The organism is Bradyrhizobium sp. CCBAU 45394 (assembly GCF_028128655.1).
GTDB lineage: Bacteria > Pseudomonadota > Alphaproteobacteria > Rhizobiales > Xanthobacteraceae > Bradyrhizobium > Bradyrhizobium diazoefficiens.
This window is the reverse complement of the sequence record NZ_LBIX01000008.1, coordinates 185,886-202,963: the sequence shown is the minus strand read 5'-3', so window position 1 is coordinate 202,963 and position 17,078 is coordinate 185,886. Positions and strand designations below refer to the sequence as shown.

The following is a 17,078-nucleotide window of genomic DNA, read 5'->3' as shown; positions in this document are numbered from 1 at the left end:
ACCTCAAACAATGAACTGGGACGATCTGCGCATCATCGCTGCCGTCAGGGACGAAGGCACCTACGCGGGCGCCAGCGCGCGGCTGCGCATCGACGAGACGACGGTCGGGCGCAGGCTGTCGCGCATCGAGCGTGCGCTCGGTTTGCGCCTGTTCGAGGCCGCCGACGGCGTCCGCAGGCCGACGCGGAGTTGCGAGGCGGTGCTGGCGCATGTCGAGGCGATGGCCGCACATGCCGCCGAGATCGGCCGCGTCGGCGAGAGCCTGGCAGGTCCGGTGGGACGCCTGCGCATCGCCTCCACCAACACGGTCGCCGAGGAGGTGCTGTCGCCGCGCGCGAGCGACTTCCTGCGCGCCAATCCCGGCCTGACGCTGCAATTCCTTACCTCGAGCGAGAACGTCAAGTTCTCGCGCTGGGAGGCCGATCTCGCCATCCGGCTGCGCAAACCCGACAAGGGTGACTTCGCGATCTCCAGGCTCGGCGACGTCAAGCTCTATTATTTCGAGCCTGTTACGACCGAGGGCGAGCCGATGCTGTGCGCCTATCCGGACGAGCTCGGTGCCATTCCCGAGATGCAATTCCTGCGAATGAAGCAAGCCCGCGCGCGCTGCGTCACCGACAACGTTCGCGTCATCCGTAACCTGATCCGCGCGCATCAGGCCGCCGGCGTGTTGCCGGAGCATGTTTGCACGGACCTGCTCGGCGATCGCCGCCTGCGCGCCACGCTGCTGCCGAAGCGGCGCGACGTCTGGCTGCTCGTGCAAAACCACCTCAAGCGCGACGCCGCAACGCGCGTGACGATCGACTGGGTGAGGGCGTGTTTCCAGGAGATGTCGCGCAGTTGACGTCACGTCGCGGTGTGACGATCGCGTCACAACGCAAGACGCGCGACGAAAAATCTCAGCTTTCCCCCTTGCAACCCGAACCTGCCTCGTCTATTAGCCCGCTCCTTCGCTAGGCCATGGGTTCGGGCTCTCTGAGATCCCGACTGGCGCGGGCCGGTTTCCGGTTTCGTGTTCCGCCGAATGAAGGAGAAACGCAGGACGTAGCTCATGGAGAGCGTCGGGCTGAACGCCCGAAGGCATCGGTTCGATTCCGGTCTCTTGCACAAGGGATAGCTCAGTTGGTTAGAGCAGATGACTGTTAATCATCTTGTCGCGGGTTCGATTCCCGCTCCATCGCTCCGGGTCAGCCTGAAAAACTGACACCTCTGACGAGGACCGGACGCGCGCTTCAGTCGCAGTCCGGCCGTTTTGCCGAAAGGCTTTCCGTCCGAACCTAGACACTGTGAGACCGGCTTTGCGCCGCGGGTAGATACCGCTTGCGCCTATGCCGGGTGGCTCCGCATGACCGCTCGACACGCGTCGAGCGATCGCGCGCGTGCGCCCGTCGTCACGCAAGCTCAAGCCCAGGCCCGCCGATTTCCCGGGAAGCGTCGTCCGCGTCCTCACGTCCTTTGCAGACGAAGCCTGTTGTCCGGCATCCGGCCGGGCGCAAATGAAGGAGGCGTGCCATGACTTGGCACTTGCTGATGCTGAACGTGACGGTGAAGGATGGCGAGCGTGCGTTGCTGACGCGCAACGGGCAGCTCGTGCGCGTGCTCGCGCCCGGCAAGCACCGGCTGTTCGATCCCCTGCACGAGCTGAAGGCCGAGGTGCTCGACGTGGTTCGCAGCGAATTCTCTGCGGATCGCTACGCGGTGCTGAAGGCCGCGCGGCCTGATCTCGCCGCCGAGCTGTTCGAGGCGGTCGAGACCAAGGCGGACGAGATCGCCATCGTCAGCCTCGACGGCCGGCCCGTGCATCTGATGACGCCCTGGCAGGTGCGCGTCTACTGGAAGGTCGCGACCCGCATCGATGTCGAGCGCATCGATGTGTCCGCCGATCCCAAGGTCAGCGCGCGGCACCTGACCATGATCGAGCGCAACCGCTCGACCGTCGTGATGGAAGCGGTGGTCGAGAACCACGAGGCGGGCCTGCTCTACGTCGAGGGCCGGCTCGTGGAGCGGCTTGCGCCCGGCCGGCACGCCTTCTGGACCGTCGGCCGCAAGATCGAGGTGAAGCGCCTCGACCTGCGGCCCCATGCGGTCGAGATCACCGCGCAGGAGATGCTGACCAAGGATCGCATCGCGCTGCGGGTGACGCTGACGGCGTTCCGCCGGATCGTCGATCCCGAGCGGACGGTTGCGACCGTTCCCGACGTGGATGCGTGGCTGTACCGCCTGGTGCAGTTCGCGATCCGCGAGGCGGTCGCGGGCCGGACGCTGGACGAGGTGCTGTCTGCGAAGGCGGCGCTGGATGCGGAGCTGCGCGACTATGTGCGTGCACGCATCGCGGAGTCTGGCGTCGAGGTGACCGAGCTCGGCGTCAAGGACGTGATCCTGCCCGGCGAGATCCGGGAGCTGGTGAACAAGGTGGTGGAGGCGGAGCGGGTCGCGAAGGCGAACCTGATCCGCCGGCAGGAGGAGACCGCGGCAACGCGTTCGCTCCTGAACACCGCCCGCCTGATGGAGGACAACCCCCTGCTGCTGCGGCTCAAGGAGCTGGAGTCGCTGGAGCGGCTGGTCGAGAAGGTCGGCCGCATCGACCTCCATGCCGGCAACGGCGAGGGCCTCGATGCCCTGCTGACCCGGCTCGTGCGCCTGAAGGCGCCCGAGAACGCGTGAAGCAGAAGGGCCGCCCATGGGCGGCCCTTCACATCTGCGTTGTCCTCTGTCGCGGTGAACGCGCAAGCGGGCCCGTGCGACCAAAATCCTGCGAGGGGATTGCGCGCCCGCAAGGGTTGCGTAATCTCACGATGACGATCACGGTCTTGATCAGGGCAGGCCCATGACCACTCTTGAGCAAACGATCCGCCCCTCGGCGCAATCGCGGGAATGGAAGGCGATCGTCATCCTGATCCTGCTGGTCCCGGTGCTGTGGTCGCCGCCGTTCCTGTTTCGCTTCTTCCTGTACCAGCCGTTCAACATCCCCTCCAATTCGATGGCGCCGACGCTGATGGTCGGCGACTACGTCTTCGCCGCAAAATCGGCCTACGGCTACGACCGGTATTCGTTTCCCTATGCGCCATCCTGGATCTCGGGCCGTTTCTTTGCCGCCGATCCCGGCTACGGCGACGTCGTCGTGTTTCGCACGGCGAAGGACGCCTCGGTGGACTACGTCAAGCGTGTGGTGGCGCTGCCGGGCGACCGGGTCCAGATGCGCGGTGGGCAACTCGTCCTCAACGACAGGCCGGTGACCCGCGTCGCGCTGGCGAGCGTGGCGGGCGGGGCCGTCTGCGGGACCGACGACGGCACGAAGATCAAGCGCTGGCGCGAGACGCTGCCGAACGGCGCGAGCTATGTGACCTACGATTGCGTCGACAATGGCTACCTCGACAACACCAGCGTCTACACGGTGCCGCCGGGCCATTTCTTCGCGCTCGGCGATAACAGAGACAACTCCACCGACAGCCGCATGATATCGGCGATGGGCTTCGTCCCGATGGACCATCTCGTCGGCAAGGTGACGCGGATATTCTGGTCGCTCGACGCCGACGGCCGCTTGCGAGGCGAGCGGATGGGGAAGGTGTGGTAGCTTTGGTCATTCCGGGGCGGCGCAAAGCGCCGAGCCCGGAATCCATAACCCCAGGCGGATGGAATGGCCTACTACGTCTACATCCTCGCGAGCAGGAGCACGGCACGCTCTACATTGGCGTGACCAATGATCTCGTGCGCCGTGTCTACGAGCACAAGGAGCAAAGCCGTCCCCGGCGTCACGACGAAGTATGGCATCGACAAGCTCGTTTTGTTCGAGATCTACGACGACCCCGCGAGCGCCATCGCACGCGAGAAGGAGCTCAAGAAGTGGGCGTCGGGATTGGAAGACGCGCTTGATCGAGGAGCAGAACCCGAATTGGGATGATCTCTATCCTGGGATAGCCAACTCAGGTTCGTGGTTATGGATTCCGGGCTCGCGCTTCGCGCGCCCCGGAATGACGAGGTGGGGAGAGTTGCGCCACAAACAAAAACCCCGGCATCGCTGCCGGGGCTTCGTATTTGTAGAGCGAGATCCCGGATCTGTGGTGCACCGCTTTGCGCTGCACCGCGTCAGGGACGACTTCGTCGCTTAGAAGTCCATGCCGCCCATGCCGCCGCCCGGAGGCATCGCGGGGCCGGCGCCGCCCTTCTTGGGCAGCTCGGCGACCATCGCTTCCGTGGTGATCAGCAGGGCCGCAACCGAGGCTGCGTTCTGGATCGCGGTGCGGACCACCTTGGTCGGGTCGATGATGCCCTTGGTGACCAGGTTGACGTACTCGCCGGTCTGGGAGTCGAAGCCGTAAGCGTACGTCTTGTTCTCCAGGATCTTGCCGACGATCACCGAGCCGTCTTCACCGGCGTTGATCGCGATCTGGCGAGCGGGAGCCGACAGCGCCTTGCGCACGATCTCGACGCCGGTCTTCTGGTCGTCGTTCTTGGTGCGCAAGCCCTTGAGCTGCTCGGAAGCACGGAGCAGAGCGACGCCGCCGCCCGGGACGATGCCTTCTTCCACAGCCGCGCGGGTCGCGTGCATCGCGTCATCAACGCGATCCTTGCGCTCCTTCACCTCGACCTCGGTCGCGCCGCCGACGCGGATCACCGCGACGCCGCCAGCGAGCTTGGCGAGACGCTCCTGGAGCTTCTCACGGTCGTAATCCGAGGTGGTTTCCTCGATCTGCGCCTTGATCTGGGACACGCGCGCCTCGATGTCGGCCTTCTTGCCGGCGCCGTTGACGATCGTGGTGTTCTCCTTGTCGATCATCACCTTCTTGGCGCGACCGAGCATGTTGAGCGTGACGTTCTCGAGCTTGATGCCGAGATCTTCCGAGATCGCCTGGCCGCCGGTCAGGATCGCGATGTCCTGCAGCATGGCCTTGCGGCGATCGCCGAAGCCCGGAGCCTTGACGGCCGCGACCTTCAGACCACCGCGCAGACGGTTCACGACCAGGGTCGCGAGGGCTTCACCCTCGACGTCCTCGGCGACGATGACCAGCGGCTTGCCGGTCTGCACCACGGCCTCGAGCAGCGGCAGCAGCTCGTTCAGCGAGGAGAGCTTCTTCTCGTTGATGAGGATGTAGGCGTCGTCCATCTCAACGCGCATCTTGTCGGCGTTGGTGACGAAGTAGGGCGAGATGTAGCCGCGGTCGAACTGCATACCCTCGACGACGTCGAGCTCGGTCTCGAGCGACTTGGCTTCCTCGACGGTGATGACACCCTCGTTGCCGACCTTCTTCATGGCGTCGGCCAGGAACTTGCCGATCTCCGCGTCGCCGTTGGCCGAGATGGTGCCGACCTGGGCGATCTCGTCGTTCGAGGTGACCTTCTTGGAGTTTTTGACGAGGTCCGCAACGACGGCTTCGACCGCGAGGTCGATACCGCGCTTGAGGTCCATCGGGTTCATGCCGGCGGCAACCGACTTGGCGCCTTCGCGCACGATCGCCTGGGCGAGCACGGTCGCGGTGGTGGTGCCGTCGCCGGCCGCATCAGCGGACTTGGAGGCGACTTCGCGCACCATCTGCGCGCCCATGTTCTCGAACTTGTCCTCGAGCTCGATCTCCTTGGCGACGGTGACGCCGTCCTTGGTGATGCGGGGAGCGCCGAACGACTTGTCGAGCACGACGTTGCGGCCCTTCGGACCGAGCGTGACCTTCACCGCGTTGGCGAGAATGTCGACGCCGCGCAGCATCTTGTCGCGCGCATCAACCGAGAATTTGACTTCTTTAGCTGCCATCTGGATTTTTCCTTGAGGTTGGCTGGGGGCGAGAGGGGGCTCTTAGGCCGCCTTCTTCTTGGAAGCGGGGACGTCGAGGACGCCCATGATGTCGCTTTCCTTCATGATCAAGAGATCGACGCTGTCGATCTTGACCTCGGTGCCGGACCACTTGCCGAACAGCACGCGGTCGCCGACCTTCAGGTCGATCGGGATCAGCTTGCCGGCTTCGTCGCGGCCACCGGGGCCGACGGCGACGACTTCGCCCTGGGAGGGCTTTTCCTTGGCAGTGTCGGGAATGATGATGCCGCCAGCGGTCTTCTCTTCTGCGTCGATGCGCTTGACCACGACGCGGTCGTGAAGCGGACGGAATTTCATGCAGTCCTCCTAAGCAATTGCTCGGGTTGATGATTTCAGATTGTTAGCAGTCTGTGCCCGCGAGTGCTAGCACGGGTGAGGCTGAAATAGGACAGGAATTTTGCGGGGGCAAGGGCTTCTAGCAGAAAAATAAGCACTCGGAAGGCCCGGCTGCCAGAATCTCTTTCCCATCGTTAACCGTCCGCCGGACCGTATTAGCACGGAGCCGTCTCTGCTGCTAACGCATTGAATTTCAACAGCTTGTTAAACTTTTGGGCTTGAGATGGGTTGTCAGTTTGCGTCACATTTCTCTCATGTGAGCGCATCTCCACCGGGTGGCTCGTAAGCAGCGTACCGGATCAAGCCACCCCCTGAATGCGCTCCTGCAAAGGAGGTTGGCATGGTCTCGCGGGTTGGGGTTGTTTCCGACGACTTCCGGAAACAGGTGCTGGGTTACGGGCTGACGACGGCTGAAATTCTCTATCGGATGCCGGATCATCCTTCGCTGCTTCAGACCTATGTCTGGCAGAACTACGATCTCTTCCCGAAATTCCCGGCGCTGACCGATTTCCTGGCGTTCTGGCAGCAAAAGCTCGACGGTCCCCTCTATTCGGTCACCGTCGCGCATTCCAAGCTGATCAAGCCGGCCGAGCTACGTGCGGTGGACGGCGTGTTCAGGCTGCATTGACGCAGCGATCAGGCGTCGCTGCTGCAATAGCGCTTCCACATCGCGCGATAGGCCTCGTCCGCCGCTTGCGCGTAGGCGACCGGGTTGCAGGCGGGCGCAGCCCTGACCTGTCCGGGCAACTCGCGGCGCAATTTGTCGAGGTCGTCGATCTCAGTCGCGCGGCTCACCGCGATGTCGACATATGCCTCCTCGCTGTCCGTAACCCAGTCCGGCAGGCCAAGCGCGGTGAGGATGGAGCCGGCGGCACGGCTGGGCAGACTGTTCCCGAGCTTCGCCACCACGGGCACGCCCATCTGCAAGGCTTCCAACGTGCTGACGCCGCCATTCTGCGGGAACGGGTCGAGGGCAATATCGACGCGATTGAACGATGCCAGATGATCGACTCGCAAGGTGGTTCCGAGCAGATCGACGCGTTCGGCCGGCACTCCGCAAGTTGCAAGCCTCGCCAGCAGATTGTCGCGGACCAGTTGATCGTCCAGCGCAACATCCTTGATCAGCAGTCGTGACCCCGGCACCCGCTCGAGAATCCGGGACCAGGCCTGCGCGGCCTGGTCCGAAATCTTGCTGATGCGGTTGAAGACACCGAATGTGACGAAGCCGTTCGAGATCGCCGGCGTTGAGGCCCGCGCAAGCTCGATCGGCAGCGGCTCCAGCGTCACAAAGCACGGCAGGTCGACAACGGTTTCCGCAAACAGATGCCGGACCGCGGCAGGAATCGCGACCGGGTCGGAGAACAGATAATCGATCGTCGGCAGCCCGGTGCCGGTGCCGTGACCCCAGCCATGGGCCTGGATCGGCGCCGGCTTGCGCGCAAACACGCCGAGGCGGTTTCCTTTGGTGTGGCCGGATAGATCGATCAGGATATCGACGCCATCGGCGCGGATCTCGGCGGCGAGGCGATCGTCGCTCCATTGCGAGGCGTCGCGCCAGCGATCGGCGATCTTTTGAAATTCGTCGGTCGCCGCATCCACTTTCGACGAACAAGAGTAGCACACGATCTCGAATTGTGCCCGGTCACGGTATTGCAGGACCGGCTTGAATATGAACGCGGCCGAATGCGCGTTGAAATCCGACGAGACATAGCCGAGCACCAGGGGGCGATCCGGATCGCGGCTGTTGTCGTGCGGTCTCGCCGCTTCTGAGGCGAACTTCGCGCCGATCCGCTCCCACCAGACTTGCCGCGCTCGCTGATGCTGCTCGACGCTGGCATCCGCCGCGAAATCGAGCGTGAAAATCTTGTTGGAGATCGCGCTCGGGAAGTCAGGCTCGATTTCAAGGGCTCTGTCGTAACTGGCCAGGGCTTCGTCGACCCGCCCAAGTGCGGCAAGACAAATGCCCCGTACCAGGTGAGCTTGAACAGCATCGGGATCGACAGCGATCGCTTTCTCGCTATCGTGCAGCGCTTCGGCCATGTGCTGGACCTGGAGCCAGACACTGGCGCGCCCGAGCCACCCGTTCATATCGTTGGGCTCCACGGCGATTGCCCGATTGCAATCCGCCATGGCTTCGTCAATCCGCAGAAGCTCCTGCAAAGCGAGGGCGCGGTTCGCCAGCGCCGAGGCATAGGCGGGCTTGATCGCTAGCGCACGGTTCAAGCTGGCGATGGCCTCGTCATAATTGCGCAGACGGCAGAGCACCCAACCCCGGCCGTTGTGGGCTTCGGCAAGGTTTCCGTCGATTGCGAGCGCCTTGTCGAAGCACGCGAGCGCTTCCTGAAGATCGAGGGTCACGCTCGCGTTACCGAGATTGGACAGGGCTACGGCGAAGTTGGGGCGCAAGGCGAGGGCCCTTCGATAGCTCTCACAGGCCTCACCGTGACGTCGTAGCCCGTTCAGCGCGACGCCTCGGCTCATGTGAGCATCGGCAGATCGCGGATCCACGGCAACCGCCCGGCTCAGCAGAATTTCGGCCTGCTGATAGTTTTTGGTATCTGACTCCAAGCTGCCGAGCATATGCAGCGCGATGAATTGGTCGGGCGCCAGCTGCAGAACCTGGCGGTAGGCAGCCTGGGCCTGGGCGAGAAGCCCTTGCTTGTGCAACTGGAGGGCCTGCCCGAGCAACGGCAGCACATCGGCTTTCTGCCGCTTCTGAAGCCGGGCATTTTGAAATGCACGCTGACCTACGCTGTTGCTCATGAATCAATCCCCCAGAATCTCCCAGCGAGATTAAATCGGCGAGGGAACGAATACGAGACGACGGCCGTTCGCGACGACAGCTTCGGACAAGCTACGAACGATCCCATTATCGCGCTGCTGATCCAAGCCCTGCAATTGCTGCCTCGTCCAGGACTGGCTAATCTGCCGTCCGGTTGCACCCATCCGGCGGGCGCGGCTGAGATCAGGGAGGCAGACAATGGCCAAGCAAAAGGCATCAAGACCCGCAAGCAAGACCGCGGTGAAGAAGCGGAGCGGCACCAAGGCCGCGGCGCGATCCTCGGCACGCAAGGCGGTCAAGGCGAAGGCGCGCACAGCCTCTCCGAAGAAGCCCGTACGTCCGAAGCAGCGCATCGCGATCAGTCATCACCGCGAGGAAGACTTCAAGGCCGATGGCCTGCGCGCCTACGCGAAGTACCGCGACCTCGGTATCGCCGAAGCAAGCCACGGCCTCGCGCAAGCGCACGTGATCCGGCTGCAGGGCCCCTGCAATCCCGCAGAAGTCTCGAAGCTTCACTTCCACGACGTCGAATTCCAGATGGTCTACGTGCTCAAGGGCTGGGTGAAGACCTACATGGAGGGCGAGGGCGAGACGCTGATGAAGGAAGGCAGCGCCTGGACCCAGCCGCCGAGGATCAAGCACATGATCCTGGATTACTCGGACGACGTGGAACTGCTGGAGGTGATTTTGCCGGCGGAGTTCAAGACGGTGGAGCTGAAGGCGTGAGGCGCTCTCTCTTGGGCTCCGGTCTCTCCGCTCGTCATTCCGGGGCGCCGCATAGCGGCGAACCCGGAATCCATCGGGCGGCAATACGCGCGGTAAAATGGATTCCGGGCTCGCGACTTCGTCGCGCCCCGGAATGACGGTGGAGAGACTTACGCCAACACCCCCACCACCGCTCCCATCAAGCACGTCGTCAGCGTCCCCGACACGATCGACTTCAGCCCGAGCGCGTTGATCTCCTCGCGGCGCTCCGGGGCCATCACCCCCAAGCCGCCGATCATGATGCCGAGGCTGGCGAAGTTGGCGAAGCCGCACATCGCGTAGAGCATGATCAGGCGCGAGCGTGCGTCCAGTGCCTCCGGCGCGAGCTTCGACAGGTCGACATAGGCGATCAGTTCGTTGAGCACGGTTTTCGTGCCCATCAGGCTGCCGGCCGTCACCGCCTGATCCCAGGGCAATCCCATCAGCCAGCACACCGGCGCCATCACAAGCCCCAGCATGCGCTGCAACGAGATCGCCGCGCCGCCGATGTGCGGCAGCAGGCCGAGGATGGCGTTGACGAGGTAGACCAGCGCCACCAGCACCAGCAGCATCGCAATGATATTGATCAGCAGCTCAATCCCCGCGCCGGTGCCCTTCACGATCGCATCCATCGTGCCGGAGACCGCCATCTCGGGATCCTCCAGCGCGCCGCCGGTGCGCTTGTCCGACGTCTCCGGCACCATGATCAGGCTGACAAGGATCGCGGCCGGCGCGCCCAGCACCGAGGCGATGACGAAATGCGCGGCGGCGTCGGGGATGAGCGGAGCAAGGAGCGTCGCATAGAGCACCAGCACCGTGCCGGCGATGCCGGCCATGCCGCCGGTCATCACCAGGAACAATTCGCTGCGTGTCATCTGTGCCAGATACGGCCGCACGAACAGCGGCGCCTCGACCATGCCGAGGAAGATGTTGGCCGCGGTCGACAAGCCCACCGCGCCGCCGACGCCGAGCGTGCGTTCGAGCAGCCAGGCCATGCCGCGCACGATCGGCGGCAGAACCCGCCAATAGAACAGCAGCGTCGTCAGCACGCTCATGACGAGCACGATCGGCAGCGCCTGGAACGCCAGGATGAAGTCGGCGCCCGGTACCTTCAGGTCGAAGGGCAGGGGACCGCCGCCGACATAGCCGAACACGAAGGAGGAGCCGGCGCGCGAGGCCGCCGAGATCGCGCCGACCGCGTCGTTGATGGCGCCGAAGGCATGGGCGACGGCCGGCAGCTTCAGGAGCACGGCCGCGGTGACGAAGGTCATGACAAGGCCGATCGCCGCCTGGCGCAGCGAGACCGCGCGGCGATTCTCTGCCAACGCCCACGCGATCAGCAGCAATGCGAAAATGCCGAGTGCCGATTGCAGCCGCAGCATGATGTCCCCAAACCCTCTGTGATTATGGCCGCGCGTGCGTTGCAAACGCAATGCCGGGACATGCGGGAAACGCCCGGCTGTTGACAAGCCGGCCCGCCTCAGTCACGCGGGGGCATGTCGACGTCAAGGGGGCGAGCGGTCGGAGGGTGACCCAAAAGGCGATGCCAGAGCAGCCAATATCCGAAAATCCGCCGGTCAGCGCCGGCGTGCTCCTCTCCCACCGCGCCTTCCTGTTCTTCCTGCTCTCGCGCAGCCTGTCGCGCTTTTCCAGCCAGATCGCGGCGGTCGCGATCGGCTGGCAGATCTACGACCTCACCGGCTCGGCCTTCGACCTCGGCATGGTCGGCCTCGTGCAGTTCCTGCCCACCGCGCTGCTCGTGTTCGTCGCCGGCCACGCCGCCGACCGCTTCGAGCGCAAGCGCGTGGTTCAGCTCTGCCAGCTCGTGGAGGCCGCGACCGCGCTCTATCTCGCAATCATCACCTATCTCGGCGCAGTCAGCGAAGTGCAGATCTTCATCGCGACCTTCGTGCTCGGCATTGCCGGCGCCTTCGAAAGCCCGACCACCGCGGCGCTGCTGCCGCTGATCGCGCCGCAGGGCTCGCTCCAGCGGGCAACGGCCGTCGCGAGCGGTGCGGGGCAGGTCGCGACCATCACGGGTCCCGCGCTCGGCGGTTTTGCCTACGCGGTCGCGCCGCATCTTGCCTATGCCGTGATGCTGCTGTTCTGGATTCTCGGGATGATCCTGACCGGTTTCATCCGGCCGCGCCCGCAGGCGGTCGCCAAGGAGGGCACGGACGCCGACAACATCTTCGCCGGTGTTCGCTTCATCCGGAGCAATCCGGCGATCCTCGGCACCATCTCGCTCGACCTGTTCGCGGTGCTGTTCGGCGGCGTCACCGCGCTGTTGCCGATCTATGCCCGCGACATCCTCCAGACCGGCCCGGTCGGGCTCGGCGTGTTGCGCGCCGCGCCGGCAGTCGGCGCACTGCTGATGACCATGGTGCTGGCGCGCCACGCCATCTCGCGGCATGTGGGCCTGCGCATGTTCCAGGCCGTGATCGTGTTCGGCATCGCGACCATCGTGTTCGCGCTGTCGTCATGGATGTGGCTGTCGGTGCTGTCGCTCGCGATCCTCGGCGCCGCCGACACGATCAGCGTCGTAATCCGCTTCTCGCTGGTGCAGCTCTCAACGCCCGACGAGATGCGCGGCCGCGTCGGCGCGGTGAATTTCCTCTTCATCAACGCCTCCAACCAGCTCGGTCAGTTCGAGAGTGGAGTGGCAGCCGCGCTGCTCGGCGCCATGCCGGCGGCAGTGTTCGGCGGCGTCTGCACCATTGCGGTGGCGCTGCTCTGGATGAAGCTGTTTCCGACCCTGCGGCGGGTGGAGAGCCTGGAGTAGGGCCCTTCTTCGCCTCTCCCCGCTTGCGGGGAGAGGCCGGAATTCGCGCGTAGCGCGGATTCCGGGTGAGGGGGACTCTCCGCGAGTCCAACTCTCACCGTGATTGCGGAAGCAGCCCCTCACCCCAACCCTCTCCCCGTAAGAACGGGGAGAGGGGGAAGAGAGAGCCGCTGCGCGCGCAATGACGATTGTTGAGATAGCTCGTGGACTTGTGTCGCGTCACCCCGGCGGCCGAGCGGCAGTAGGCGCCTCTTGACGCCTACTGTGCATGGGGTTGTTTTCGCGTTTTTTAGTTCAGCCCCGTCCAACGAACGGCATCTTGGTCGCCATGACCGTCATGGTCAGCACGTTGGCGTCCAGCGGCAGGCCGGCCATGTAGGCGACGGCATCGCCGACCGCTTTCGCGTCCATGCGCGGCTCGTGCTTGGTGGTGCCGTCGGGCTGGAGCACGCCGGGGCCGTTGACCATGCGATCGGTCATCGGGGTCGCCGCATTGCCGATGTCGACCTGGCCGACTGCGATGTCGTACATGCGCCCGTCGAGATTGCTCGCCTTGGTGAGGCCCGTGATGGCGTGCTTGGTCGAGGTGTAGGCCGCCGAGAACGGCCGCGGCGCATGCGCCGAGATCGAGCCGTTGTTGATGATGCGGCCGCCGCGCGGGCTCTGGTCCTTCATGATGCGGAAGGCGTGCTGGGTGCACAGGAACGGGCCGGTGAGGTTGGTGTTCACCACCGCCTGCCACTGCTCGAGGCTGAGATCCTCGAAGTTCACCGCTGGCGCGCCCATGCCGGCATTGTTGAAGAGCACGTCGAGGCGGCCATAGGTCGCCTTCACCTTGTCAAACAGCGCGGCGATCTGGTCCGGCTTGGTCATGTCGGCGGTGACGCAGAGGCTTTTTCCCGCGGGACCGAGCTTCGCCGTTTCCTCGAGCATCTCCATGCGGCGCCCCACGAGCACCACGGTGAAGCCGGTGTTCATCAGCGCCAGCGCGGCCGCGCGGCCGACACCGGTGCCGGCGCCCGTCACCACTGCGATCTTTTTTGCTTCACTCATCGTTTCCTGCCTTTTCTCTAAGCTGTCAGGTTTTGGGTTCTTTTTCGTTCTTGTAGGGCGGGCGCGGAATGTTCTGGTGCGCGGCGCGCAAGGCTGCCGACCAGCGCGAGCGCAGATCGTGGAAATAGGGCTCGCCCGCCTCGATGCGGTGGTTGAGATCGGCATCGCAGGCGTCGGCGCGCACCACCAGCACGTCGATCGGCAGGCCGACGCCGAGGTTGGAGCGCATGGTCGAGTCCATCGAGATCAGGCCGGTCTTCAGCGCCTCGTAGAGCTCGACGTCGTAATGCATGGCACGGTCGAGCACCGGCTTGCCGTATTTGTGCTCGCCGATCTGCAAGTAGGGCGTGTCGGTGGTGCACTCGATGAAGTTGCCGGCGGTGTAGACCATGAACAGCCGCATGCGCGCGCCCTTGATCTGGCCGCCGAACAGGAAGGAGACGTCGAACGAGACGTCCTCGGATTTCAGCGCGGGCCCTTCGGTCGCATGCACCGCCCGGATCGCCCGGCCGATGCGCTGGGCGGCCTGGAACATGGTCGGCGCGTTCATCAGCGTCTCGATCTCGCCCGTATTGGGGTCCTCGAGGCCTTCGGTCAGCGTGGACAGCACCGACTGGCTGATGGCGAGGTTGCCGGCGCTGGCGATCGCCATGATGCGGTCGCCGGGCTTGGAGAAGATGTGCAGCTTGCGGAAGGTCGAGACGTTGTCGAGGCCGGCATTGGTGCGGGTATCGGCGATCATCACCAAACCGTCCCGAACCAGGATTCCGCAACAATAGGTCATTTCCAGTCCCCGAACGCGTTTGCGCGGAATTACTAGCCAATTTCGGGGGCCGCTCCAACCCCAATTCCCGGGATGAGGTCGTCATTCCCGGGCGCGACGGCTGACCTCAGTCGGCGGCGCCGACGAGAAACGCCTCGTCGACGGGAACGCCGAGCGCCGTGACCAGCCGGTTCGTCTCCGCAGCCATGCCGACGATAGCGAGCAGCTCGCCATATTCGGCCTCGGTCATGCCTTTGGCTCGTGCGCCGGCGGTGTGCGAATGGATGCAATAGCTGCAGCCATGCGCCACCGAAACCGCGACATAGAGCATTTCCTTGACCTTGGGATCGAGCGCCCCCGGCGCCATCACCTCCTTGATGCTCTCCCAGGTCCGCCGCAGCGTCTTCGGATCATGCGCCAGCGCGCGCCAAAAATTGTTGACGAAATCCGACTGCCGCACCTTGCGGATGTCGTCGAAAACGGCGCGCGCCTCGCTGGAGAGCTCATCGTCCGAAAGCAGCTTTACGGTCGCCATGGGGGTCCTCGCAGGGTCTGATCTGACCCTGCGAGTGTAGCACGCCCCACGTGGTCAGCCGGCAAGTTCAGTCGAGCGGCGCAAGGCCAGCTTGCCGACATCGACATATTGCCGCTGCTGCGCGTGGGCGTGCTGTGCTGCGACGTGAAGGTCACGCAGGCGCCGCTGCAGCGGCGAGCTGTCGTAGACCGCACTGCTTCCGGCCAGGCTAAAGCAGGCGTCGGCGATGCCGACGCAGGTCGTGGCGAGCCAGGTCGCCGATCGGGTCCCTTCGACGACAAGGTCTTCGTCATTCAACGTTCCGGCCAGCGCGTGACGCCAGTGACTGGCAGCCTGGACCTCGTGAAACGCCTGCGCGGCCCCGAGCTCGGCGGAGATCCGGCCGAGTTCGTACTGGAATATCTCGGACTCCCGCATCGGGACAGCCGCATACAATTGCTGCCTCCCGGTATTGGCCAGCGCGAGCAGTTCATCGACGGTGCTCTCGGCCATGCCTACCACAAATGCGCCGTGCACCAATGGCAGCAATTGCCGCAATGCTCGATAGAGCGGACCCGACTGGCGCGGGGCAGCATCGAGATCGAAGAAATTGGCCTCGGGAACCAGTGTCTTCCGCAGCGTGACGTGATGGCTGCCGGTGCCCTCGAGCCCCGCCACGTGCCAGGTGTCCTCGATCTCCCAGTCGCGAGCCGGCAGCATAACGGCGCGAAGCAGTGGCTTGCCCTGCGGGCCGGGGACCGGTTTGCCATTTTCGGTGACAATGCAGATTCCACCGATCCAGTCCGCATGCATGCAACCGCTGGCGAACGGCCAGCGGCCCTTGACGCGGTAGCCGTCGGCCACGCGCTCTGCCGTTCCACCCGGCTGGGATGAGCCGCAGATCGCCGTATCAGGTCCGTCCTGATAGACGCGCTTGTACAATTCCGGGGGCGACGCGGCGACGAAGAGGCTGCTGACCCCGGCGACAGCCGCGATCCAGCCGATCGAGCCGTCGAGACGGGCCAATGTCTTGATGACCTCCAGTCCCGCCGGAAACTCCAGCTCCAGCCCGCCATGGCTGTGCGGCACGAACATCCGAAAGAGACCGATCGACCTCAGCCGCTCCACCAGGTCGGGCGGGATGCGGCGTGCAGCTTCTATCTCGGCGGCACGTGCCTTGATCTCGGGAGCGAGCTCCCGGATGCCCACCAGCATGTCTTGGTGGGGATCGCGCAGGGGCGCCGAATGGCTTTTGTTTTTTTCGTGAAGCTGCATCTGTTCAACCTCTGTTGCGGAAACGGATCGCGACAGACGTTGAATAGATGGTGCTACGGGGCGGTTTCAGCGCGGCAGTCGTGGATTACAGCTGTAACGTAGCGGCTTGATTACGCCGCAGATGTCTCGCGACGCGATCTCGCCGGATTTAGCTCTGCCGCTGCGACTGCGATTGCCCGCCGCGGCCGGCCTGCTCGACCTTGACGGCCACCGACAGCGTCTCTGCGCCGCCGCCATAGCGGGTGCCGCGCACGGGGGCTGCGCCGAGATAGTCGAGCCCGATCGCGACGCGGACATGGGCGTCGGTGGCGCAGATGCTGTTGGCGGGATCGAAGCCGACCCAGCCGAGATCGGGGACATAGGCCTCCGCCCAGGCATGGCCGGCATCCTGGTGCACCGTGCCGTCCGAGCGCAAAAAGTGGCCGGAGACGAAGCGCGCCGGCACCCCGCCGGTGCGGGCGCAGGCGATGAAGATATGCGCGTAGTCCTGGCAGACCCCGCGCTTGAGCGTGAAGGCTTCCGCCGCCGACGTGCCGCTGTTGGTCGGATCCTCGTCGAACGTCATGTGGTCGCCGATCTCGCTCATCAGCGTGTGCAGGAACCCGAGCGTGTCGCTCTCGGCCTCGCTGCACAACTGGCGCGCGACTGCGGCCATGGCCGGATTGACGGAGGTGAGGTCGGTGGTGCGCAGGAACATGCCGGCCGGAAAGCGCTCGTCGGCGCCGCGCAGCACGCCGCCGGTGTCGTGGGTTTCGATCAGGCCCTCGGCCGTGATCTTGATATCGCCGACGGGCCCGCAGGACAGAACATGGGTGACGTTGCCGAAGGCGTCCTCATGGGTGTCGAGCTTGGTGTCGGTCGAGACGTCGATCTGCCATTCCGCCACATACTGCCCGTCATGGCTGCACGGCGTCATGCGCAGGATCTGGATCACGCTGGTCGCCGGCGGCTCGTAGCGATAGGTCGTGGTGTGCTGGATTCGCAGGCGCATGGTGGACCGTTGTTCTGGCGTCAATCCGGGGC

15 protein-coding genes, 2 tRNA genes and 1 pseudogene are annotated in these 17,078 nt (G+C 64.7%); 9 read left to right on the top strand and 9 right to left on the bottom strand.

Annotated elements, in window-relative coordinates; genetic code table 11:
• Positions 1-10: 10 nt before the first annotated feature.
• The 6 genes and pseudogenes from WN73_RS05210 to WN73_RS05185 form a co-directional block, all read left to right on the top strand.
• Positions 11-844: a LysR family transcriptional regulator gene (locus WN73_RS05210; protein WP_028175438.1), complete on the top strand. Its 834-nt coding sequence runs from the start codon at positions 11-13 to the stop codon at positions 842-844.
• Positions 845-1,037: 193 nt separating this feature from the next.
• Positions 1,038-1,107: transfer RNA gene (locus WN73_RS05205), tRNA-Phe, on the top strand.
• Positions 1,108-1,111: 4 nt separating this feature from the next.
• Positions 1,112-1,177 (top strand) — tRNA-Asn (locus WN73_RS05200).
• A 335-nt stretch (positions 1,178-1,512) separates the two neighbouring features.
• Positions 1,513-2,664: a slipin family protein gene (locus WN73_RS05195; protein ID WP_028175437.1), complete on the top strand. Its 1,152-nt coding sequence runs from the start codon at positions 1,513-1,515 to the stop codon at positions 2,662-2,664.
• A gap of 163 nt (positions 2,665-2,827) precedes the next feature.
• The gene (gene lepB, locus WN73_RS05190; protein ID WP_028175436.1) at positions 2,828-3,574 is read left to right on the top strand and encodes a signal peptidase I; all 747 of its coding nucleotides are present in this window, start codon (positions 2,828-2,830) and stop codon (positions 3,572-3,574) included.
• A 63-nt stretch (positions 3,575-3,637) separates the two neighbouring features.
• Positions 3,638-3,923, top strand: a pseudogene (locus WN73_RS05185) (GIY-YIG nuclease family protein); the annotation flags it as partial.
• Between the two features lie 182 nt (positions 3,924-4,105).
• On the opposite strand, the gene groL reads toward WN73_RS05185, so the two are convergent.
• Both groL and WN73_RS05175 read right to left on the bottom strand, forming a co-directional pair.
• Positions 4,106-5,746 (bottom strand): chaperonin GroEL, encoded by a 1,641-nt coding sequence (groL, locus tag WN73_RS05180; protein ID WP_011088372.1) that lies wholly within the window; start codon positions 5,744-5,746, stop codon positions 4,106-4,108.
• A 42-nt stretch (positions 5,747-5,788) separates the two neighbouring features.
• Entirely contained in the window at positions 5,789-6,103 is a 315-nt protein-coding gene (locus WN73_RS05175; protein WP_011088371.1) for a co-chaperone GroES, read from the bottom strand.
• Between the two features lie 379 nt (positions 6,104-6,482).
• Here WN73_RS05175 and WN73_RS05170 point away from each other — a divergent pair, with 379 nt between their 5' ends.
• Positions 6,483-6,770, top strand: coding sequence for an usg protein (locus WN73_RS05170; protein WP_011088370.1), 288 nt, complete (start codon positions 6,483-6,485; stop codon positions 6,768-6,770).
• Between the two features lie 8 nt (positions 6,771-6,778).
• Here the strand turns inward: WN73_RS05170 and WN73_RS05165 are convergent, their stop codons facing one another.
• A complete protein-coding gene (locus WN73_RS05165) occupies positions 6,779-8,905 on the bottom strand; it encodes an O-linked N-acetylglucosamine transferase, SPINDLY family protein (protein ID WP_028175434.1) in 2,127 nt (708 codons plus the stop codon).
• Positions 8,906-9,122: 217 nt separating this feature from the next.
• On the opposite strand from WN73_RS05165, the gene WN73_RS05160 reads away from it, so the two are divergent.
• Positions 9,123-9,650 (top strand): cupin domain-containing protein, encoded by a 528-nt coding sequence (locus WN73_RS05160; RefSeq protein WP_028175433.1) that lies wholly within the window; start codon positions 9,123-9,125, stop codon positions 9,648-9,650.
• A gap of 149 nt (positions 9,651-9,799) precedes the next feature.
• Here the strand turns inward: WN73_RS05160 and WN73_RS05155 are convergent, their stop codons facing one another.
• A complete protein-coding gene (locus WN73_RS05155) occupies positions 9,800-11,050 on the bottom strand; it encodes a NupC/NupG family nucleoside CNT transporter (RefSeq protein ID WP_028175432.1) in 1,251 nt (416 codons plus the stop codon).
• A gap of 161 nt (positions 11,051-11,211) precedes the next feature.
• Between WN73_RS05155 and WN73_RS05150 the strand changes: the two genes are divergently transcribed.
• Positions 11,212-12,450, top strand: a complete 1,239-nt coding sequence (locus tag WN73_RS05150; RefSeq protein WP_039185291.1) for an MFS transporter — start codon at positions 11,212-11,214, stop codon at positions 12,448-12,450.
• Positions 12,451-12,744: 294 nt separating this feature from the next.
• On the opposite strand, the gene WN73_RS05145 is transcribed toward WN73_RS05150, so the two are convergent.
• The 5 genes from WN73_RS05145 to WN73_RS05125 all read right to left on the bottom strand — a co-directional run bounded on the left by WN73_RS05145 (position 12,745) and on the right by WN73_RS05125 (position 17,046).
• Entirely contained in the window at positions 12,745-13,503 is a 759-nt protein-coding gene (locus WN73_RS05145; RefSeq protein WP_028175430.1) for an SDR family oxidoreductase, read from the bottom strand.
• 25 nt (positions 13,504-13,528) lie between these two features.
• Positions 13,529-14,287 carry a proteasome-type protease gene (locus WN73_RS05140; protein WP_011088363.1) on the bottom strand — a complete coding sequence of 253 codons (759 nt, stop codon included), beginning with the start codon at positions 14,285-14,287 and terminating at the stop codon, positions 13,529-13,531.
• A gap of 106 nt (positions 14,288-14,393) precedes the next feature.
• Complete coding sequence (locus tag WN73_RS05135) at positions 14,394-14,801, bottom strand: carboxymuconolactone decarboxylase family protein (RefSeq protein WP_028175429.1); 408 nt, start codon at positions 14,799-14,801, stop codon at positions 14,394-14,396.
• Positions 14,802-14,855: 54 nt separating this feature from the next.
• Positions 14,856-16,055, bottom strand: a complete 1,200-nt coding sequence (locus tag WN73_RS05130; RefSeq protein ID WP_028175428.1) for a flavin-dependent monooxygenase — start codon at positions 16,053-16,055, stop codon at positions 14,856-14,858.
• A 148-nt stretch (positions 16,056-16,203) separates the two neighbouring features.
• The gene (locus tag WN73_RS05125) at positions 16,204-17,046 is read right to left on the bottom strand and encodes a transglutaminase family protein (protein WP_028175427.1); all 843 of its coding nucleotides are present in this window, start codon (positions 17,044-17,046) and stop codon (positions 16,204-16,206) included.
• Between the last annotated feature and the right edge of the window lie 32 nt (positions 17,047-17,078).

Excerpts from the sequence above, each read along its gene's own strand:
- WN73_RS05210 (WP_028175438.1), top strand. The coding sequence starts at position 11 with ATGAACTGGGACGATCTGCGCATCATCGCTGCCGTCAGGGACGAAGGC.
- WN73_RS05195 (WP_028175437.1), top strand. The coding sequence starts at position 1,513 with ATGACTTGGCACTTGCTGATGCTGAACGTGACGGTGAAGGATGGCGAG.
- lepB (WP_028175436.1), top strand. The coding sequence starts at position 2,828 with ATGACCACTCTTGAGCAAACGATCCGCCCCTCGGCGCAATCGCGGGAA.
- groL (WP_011088372.1), bottom strand. The coding sequence starts at position 5,746 with ATGGCAGCTAAAGAAGTCAAATTCTCGGTTGATGCGCGCGACAAGATG.
- WN73_RS05175 (WP_011088371.1), bottom strand. The coding sequence starts at position 6,103 with ATGAAATTCCGTCCGCTTCACGACCGCGTCGTGGTCAAGCGCATCGAC.
- WN73_RS05170 (WP_011088370.1), top strand. The coding sequence starts at position 6,483 with ATGGTCTCGCGGGTTGGGGTTGTTTCCGACGACTTCCGGAAACAGGTG.
- WN73_RS05165 (WP_028175434.1), bottom strand. The coding sequence starts at position 8,905 with ATGAGCAACAGCGTAGGTCAGCGTGCATTTCAAAATGCCCGGCTTCAG.
- WN73_RS05160 (WP_028175433.1), top strand. The coding sequence starts at position 9,123 with ATGGCCAAGCAAAAGGCATCAAGACCCGCAAGCAAGACCGCGGTGAAG.
- WN73_RS05155 (WP_028175432.1), bottom strand. The coding sequence starts at position 11,050 with ATGCTGCGGCTGCAATCGGCACTCGGCATTTTCGCATTGCTGCTGATC.
- WN73_RS05150 (WP_039185291.1), top strand. The coding sequence starts at position 11,212 with ATGCCAGAGCAGCCAATATCCGAAAATCCGCCGGTCAGCGCCGGCGTG.
- WN73_RS05145 (WP_028175430.1), bottom strand. The coding sequence starts at position 13,503 with ATGAGTGAAGCAAAAAAGATCGCAGTGGTGACGGGCGCCGGCACCGGT.
- WN73_RS05140 (WP_011088363.1), bottom strand. The coding sequence starts at position 14,287 with ATGACCTATTGTTGCGGAATCCTGGTTCGGGACGGTTTGGTGATGATC.
- WN73_RS05135 (WP_028175429.1), bottom strand. The coding sequence starts at position 14,801 with ATGGCGACCGTAAAGCTGCTTTCGGACGATGAGCTCTCCAGCGAGGCG.
- WN73_RS05130 (WP_028175428.1), bottom strand. The coding sequence starts at position 16,055 with ATGCAGCTTCACGAAAAAAACAAAAGCCATTCGGCGCCCCTGCGCGAT.
- WN73_RS05125 (WP_028175427.1), bottom strand. The coding sequence starts at position 17,046 with ATGCGCCTGCGAATCCAGCACACCACGACCTATCGCTACGAGCCGCCG.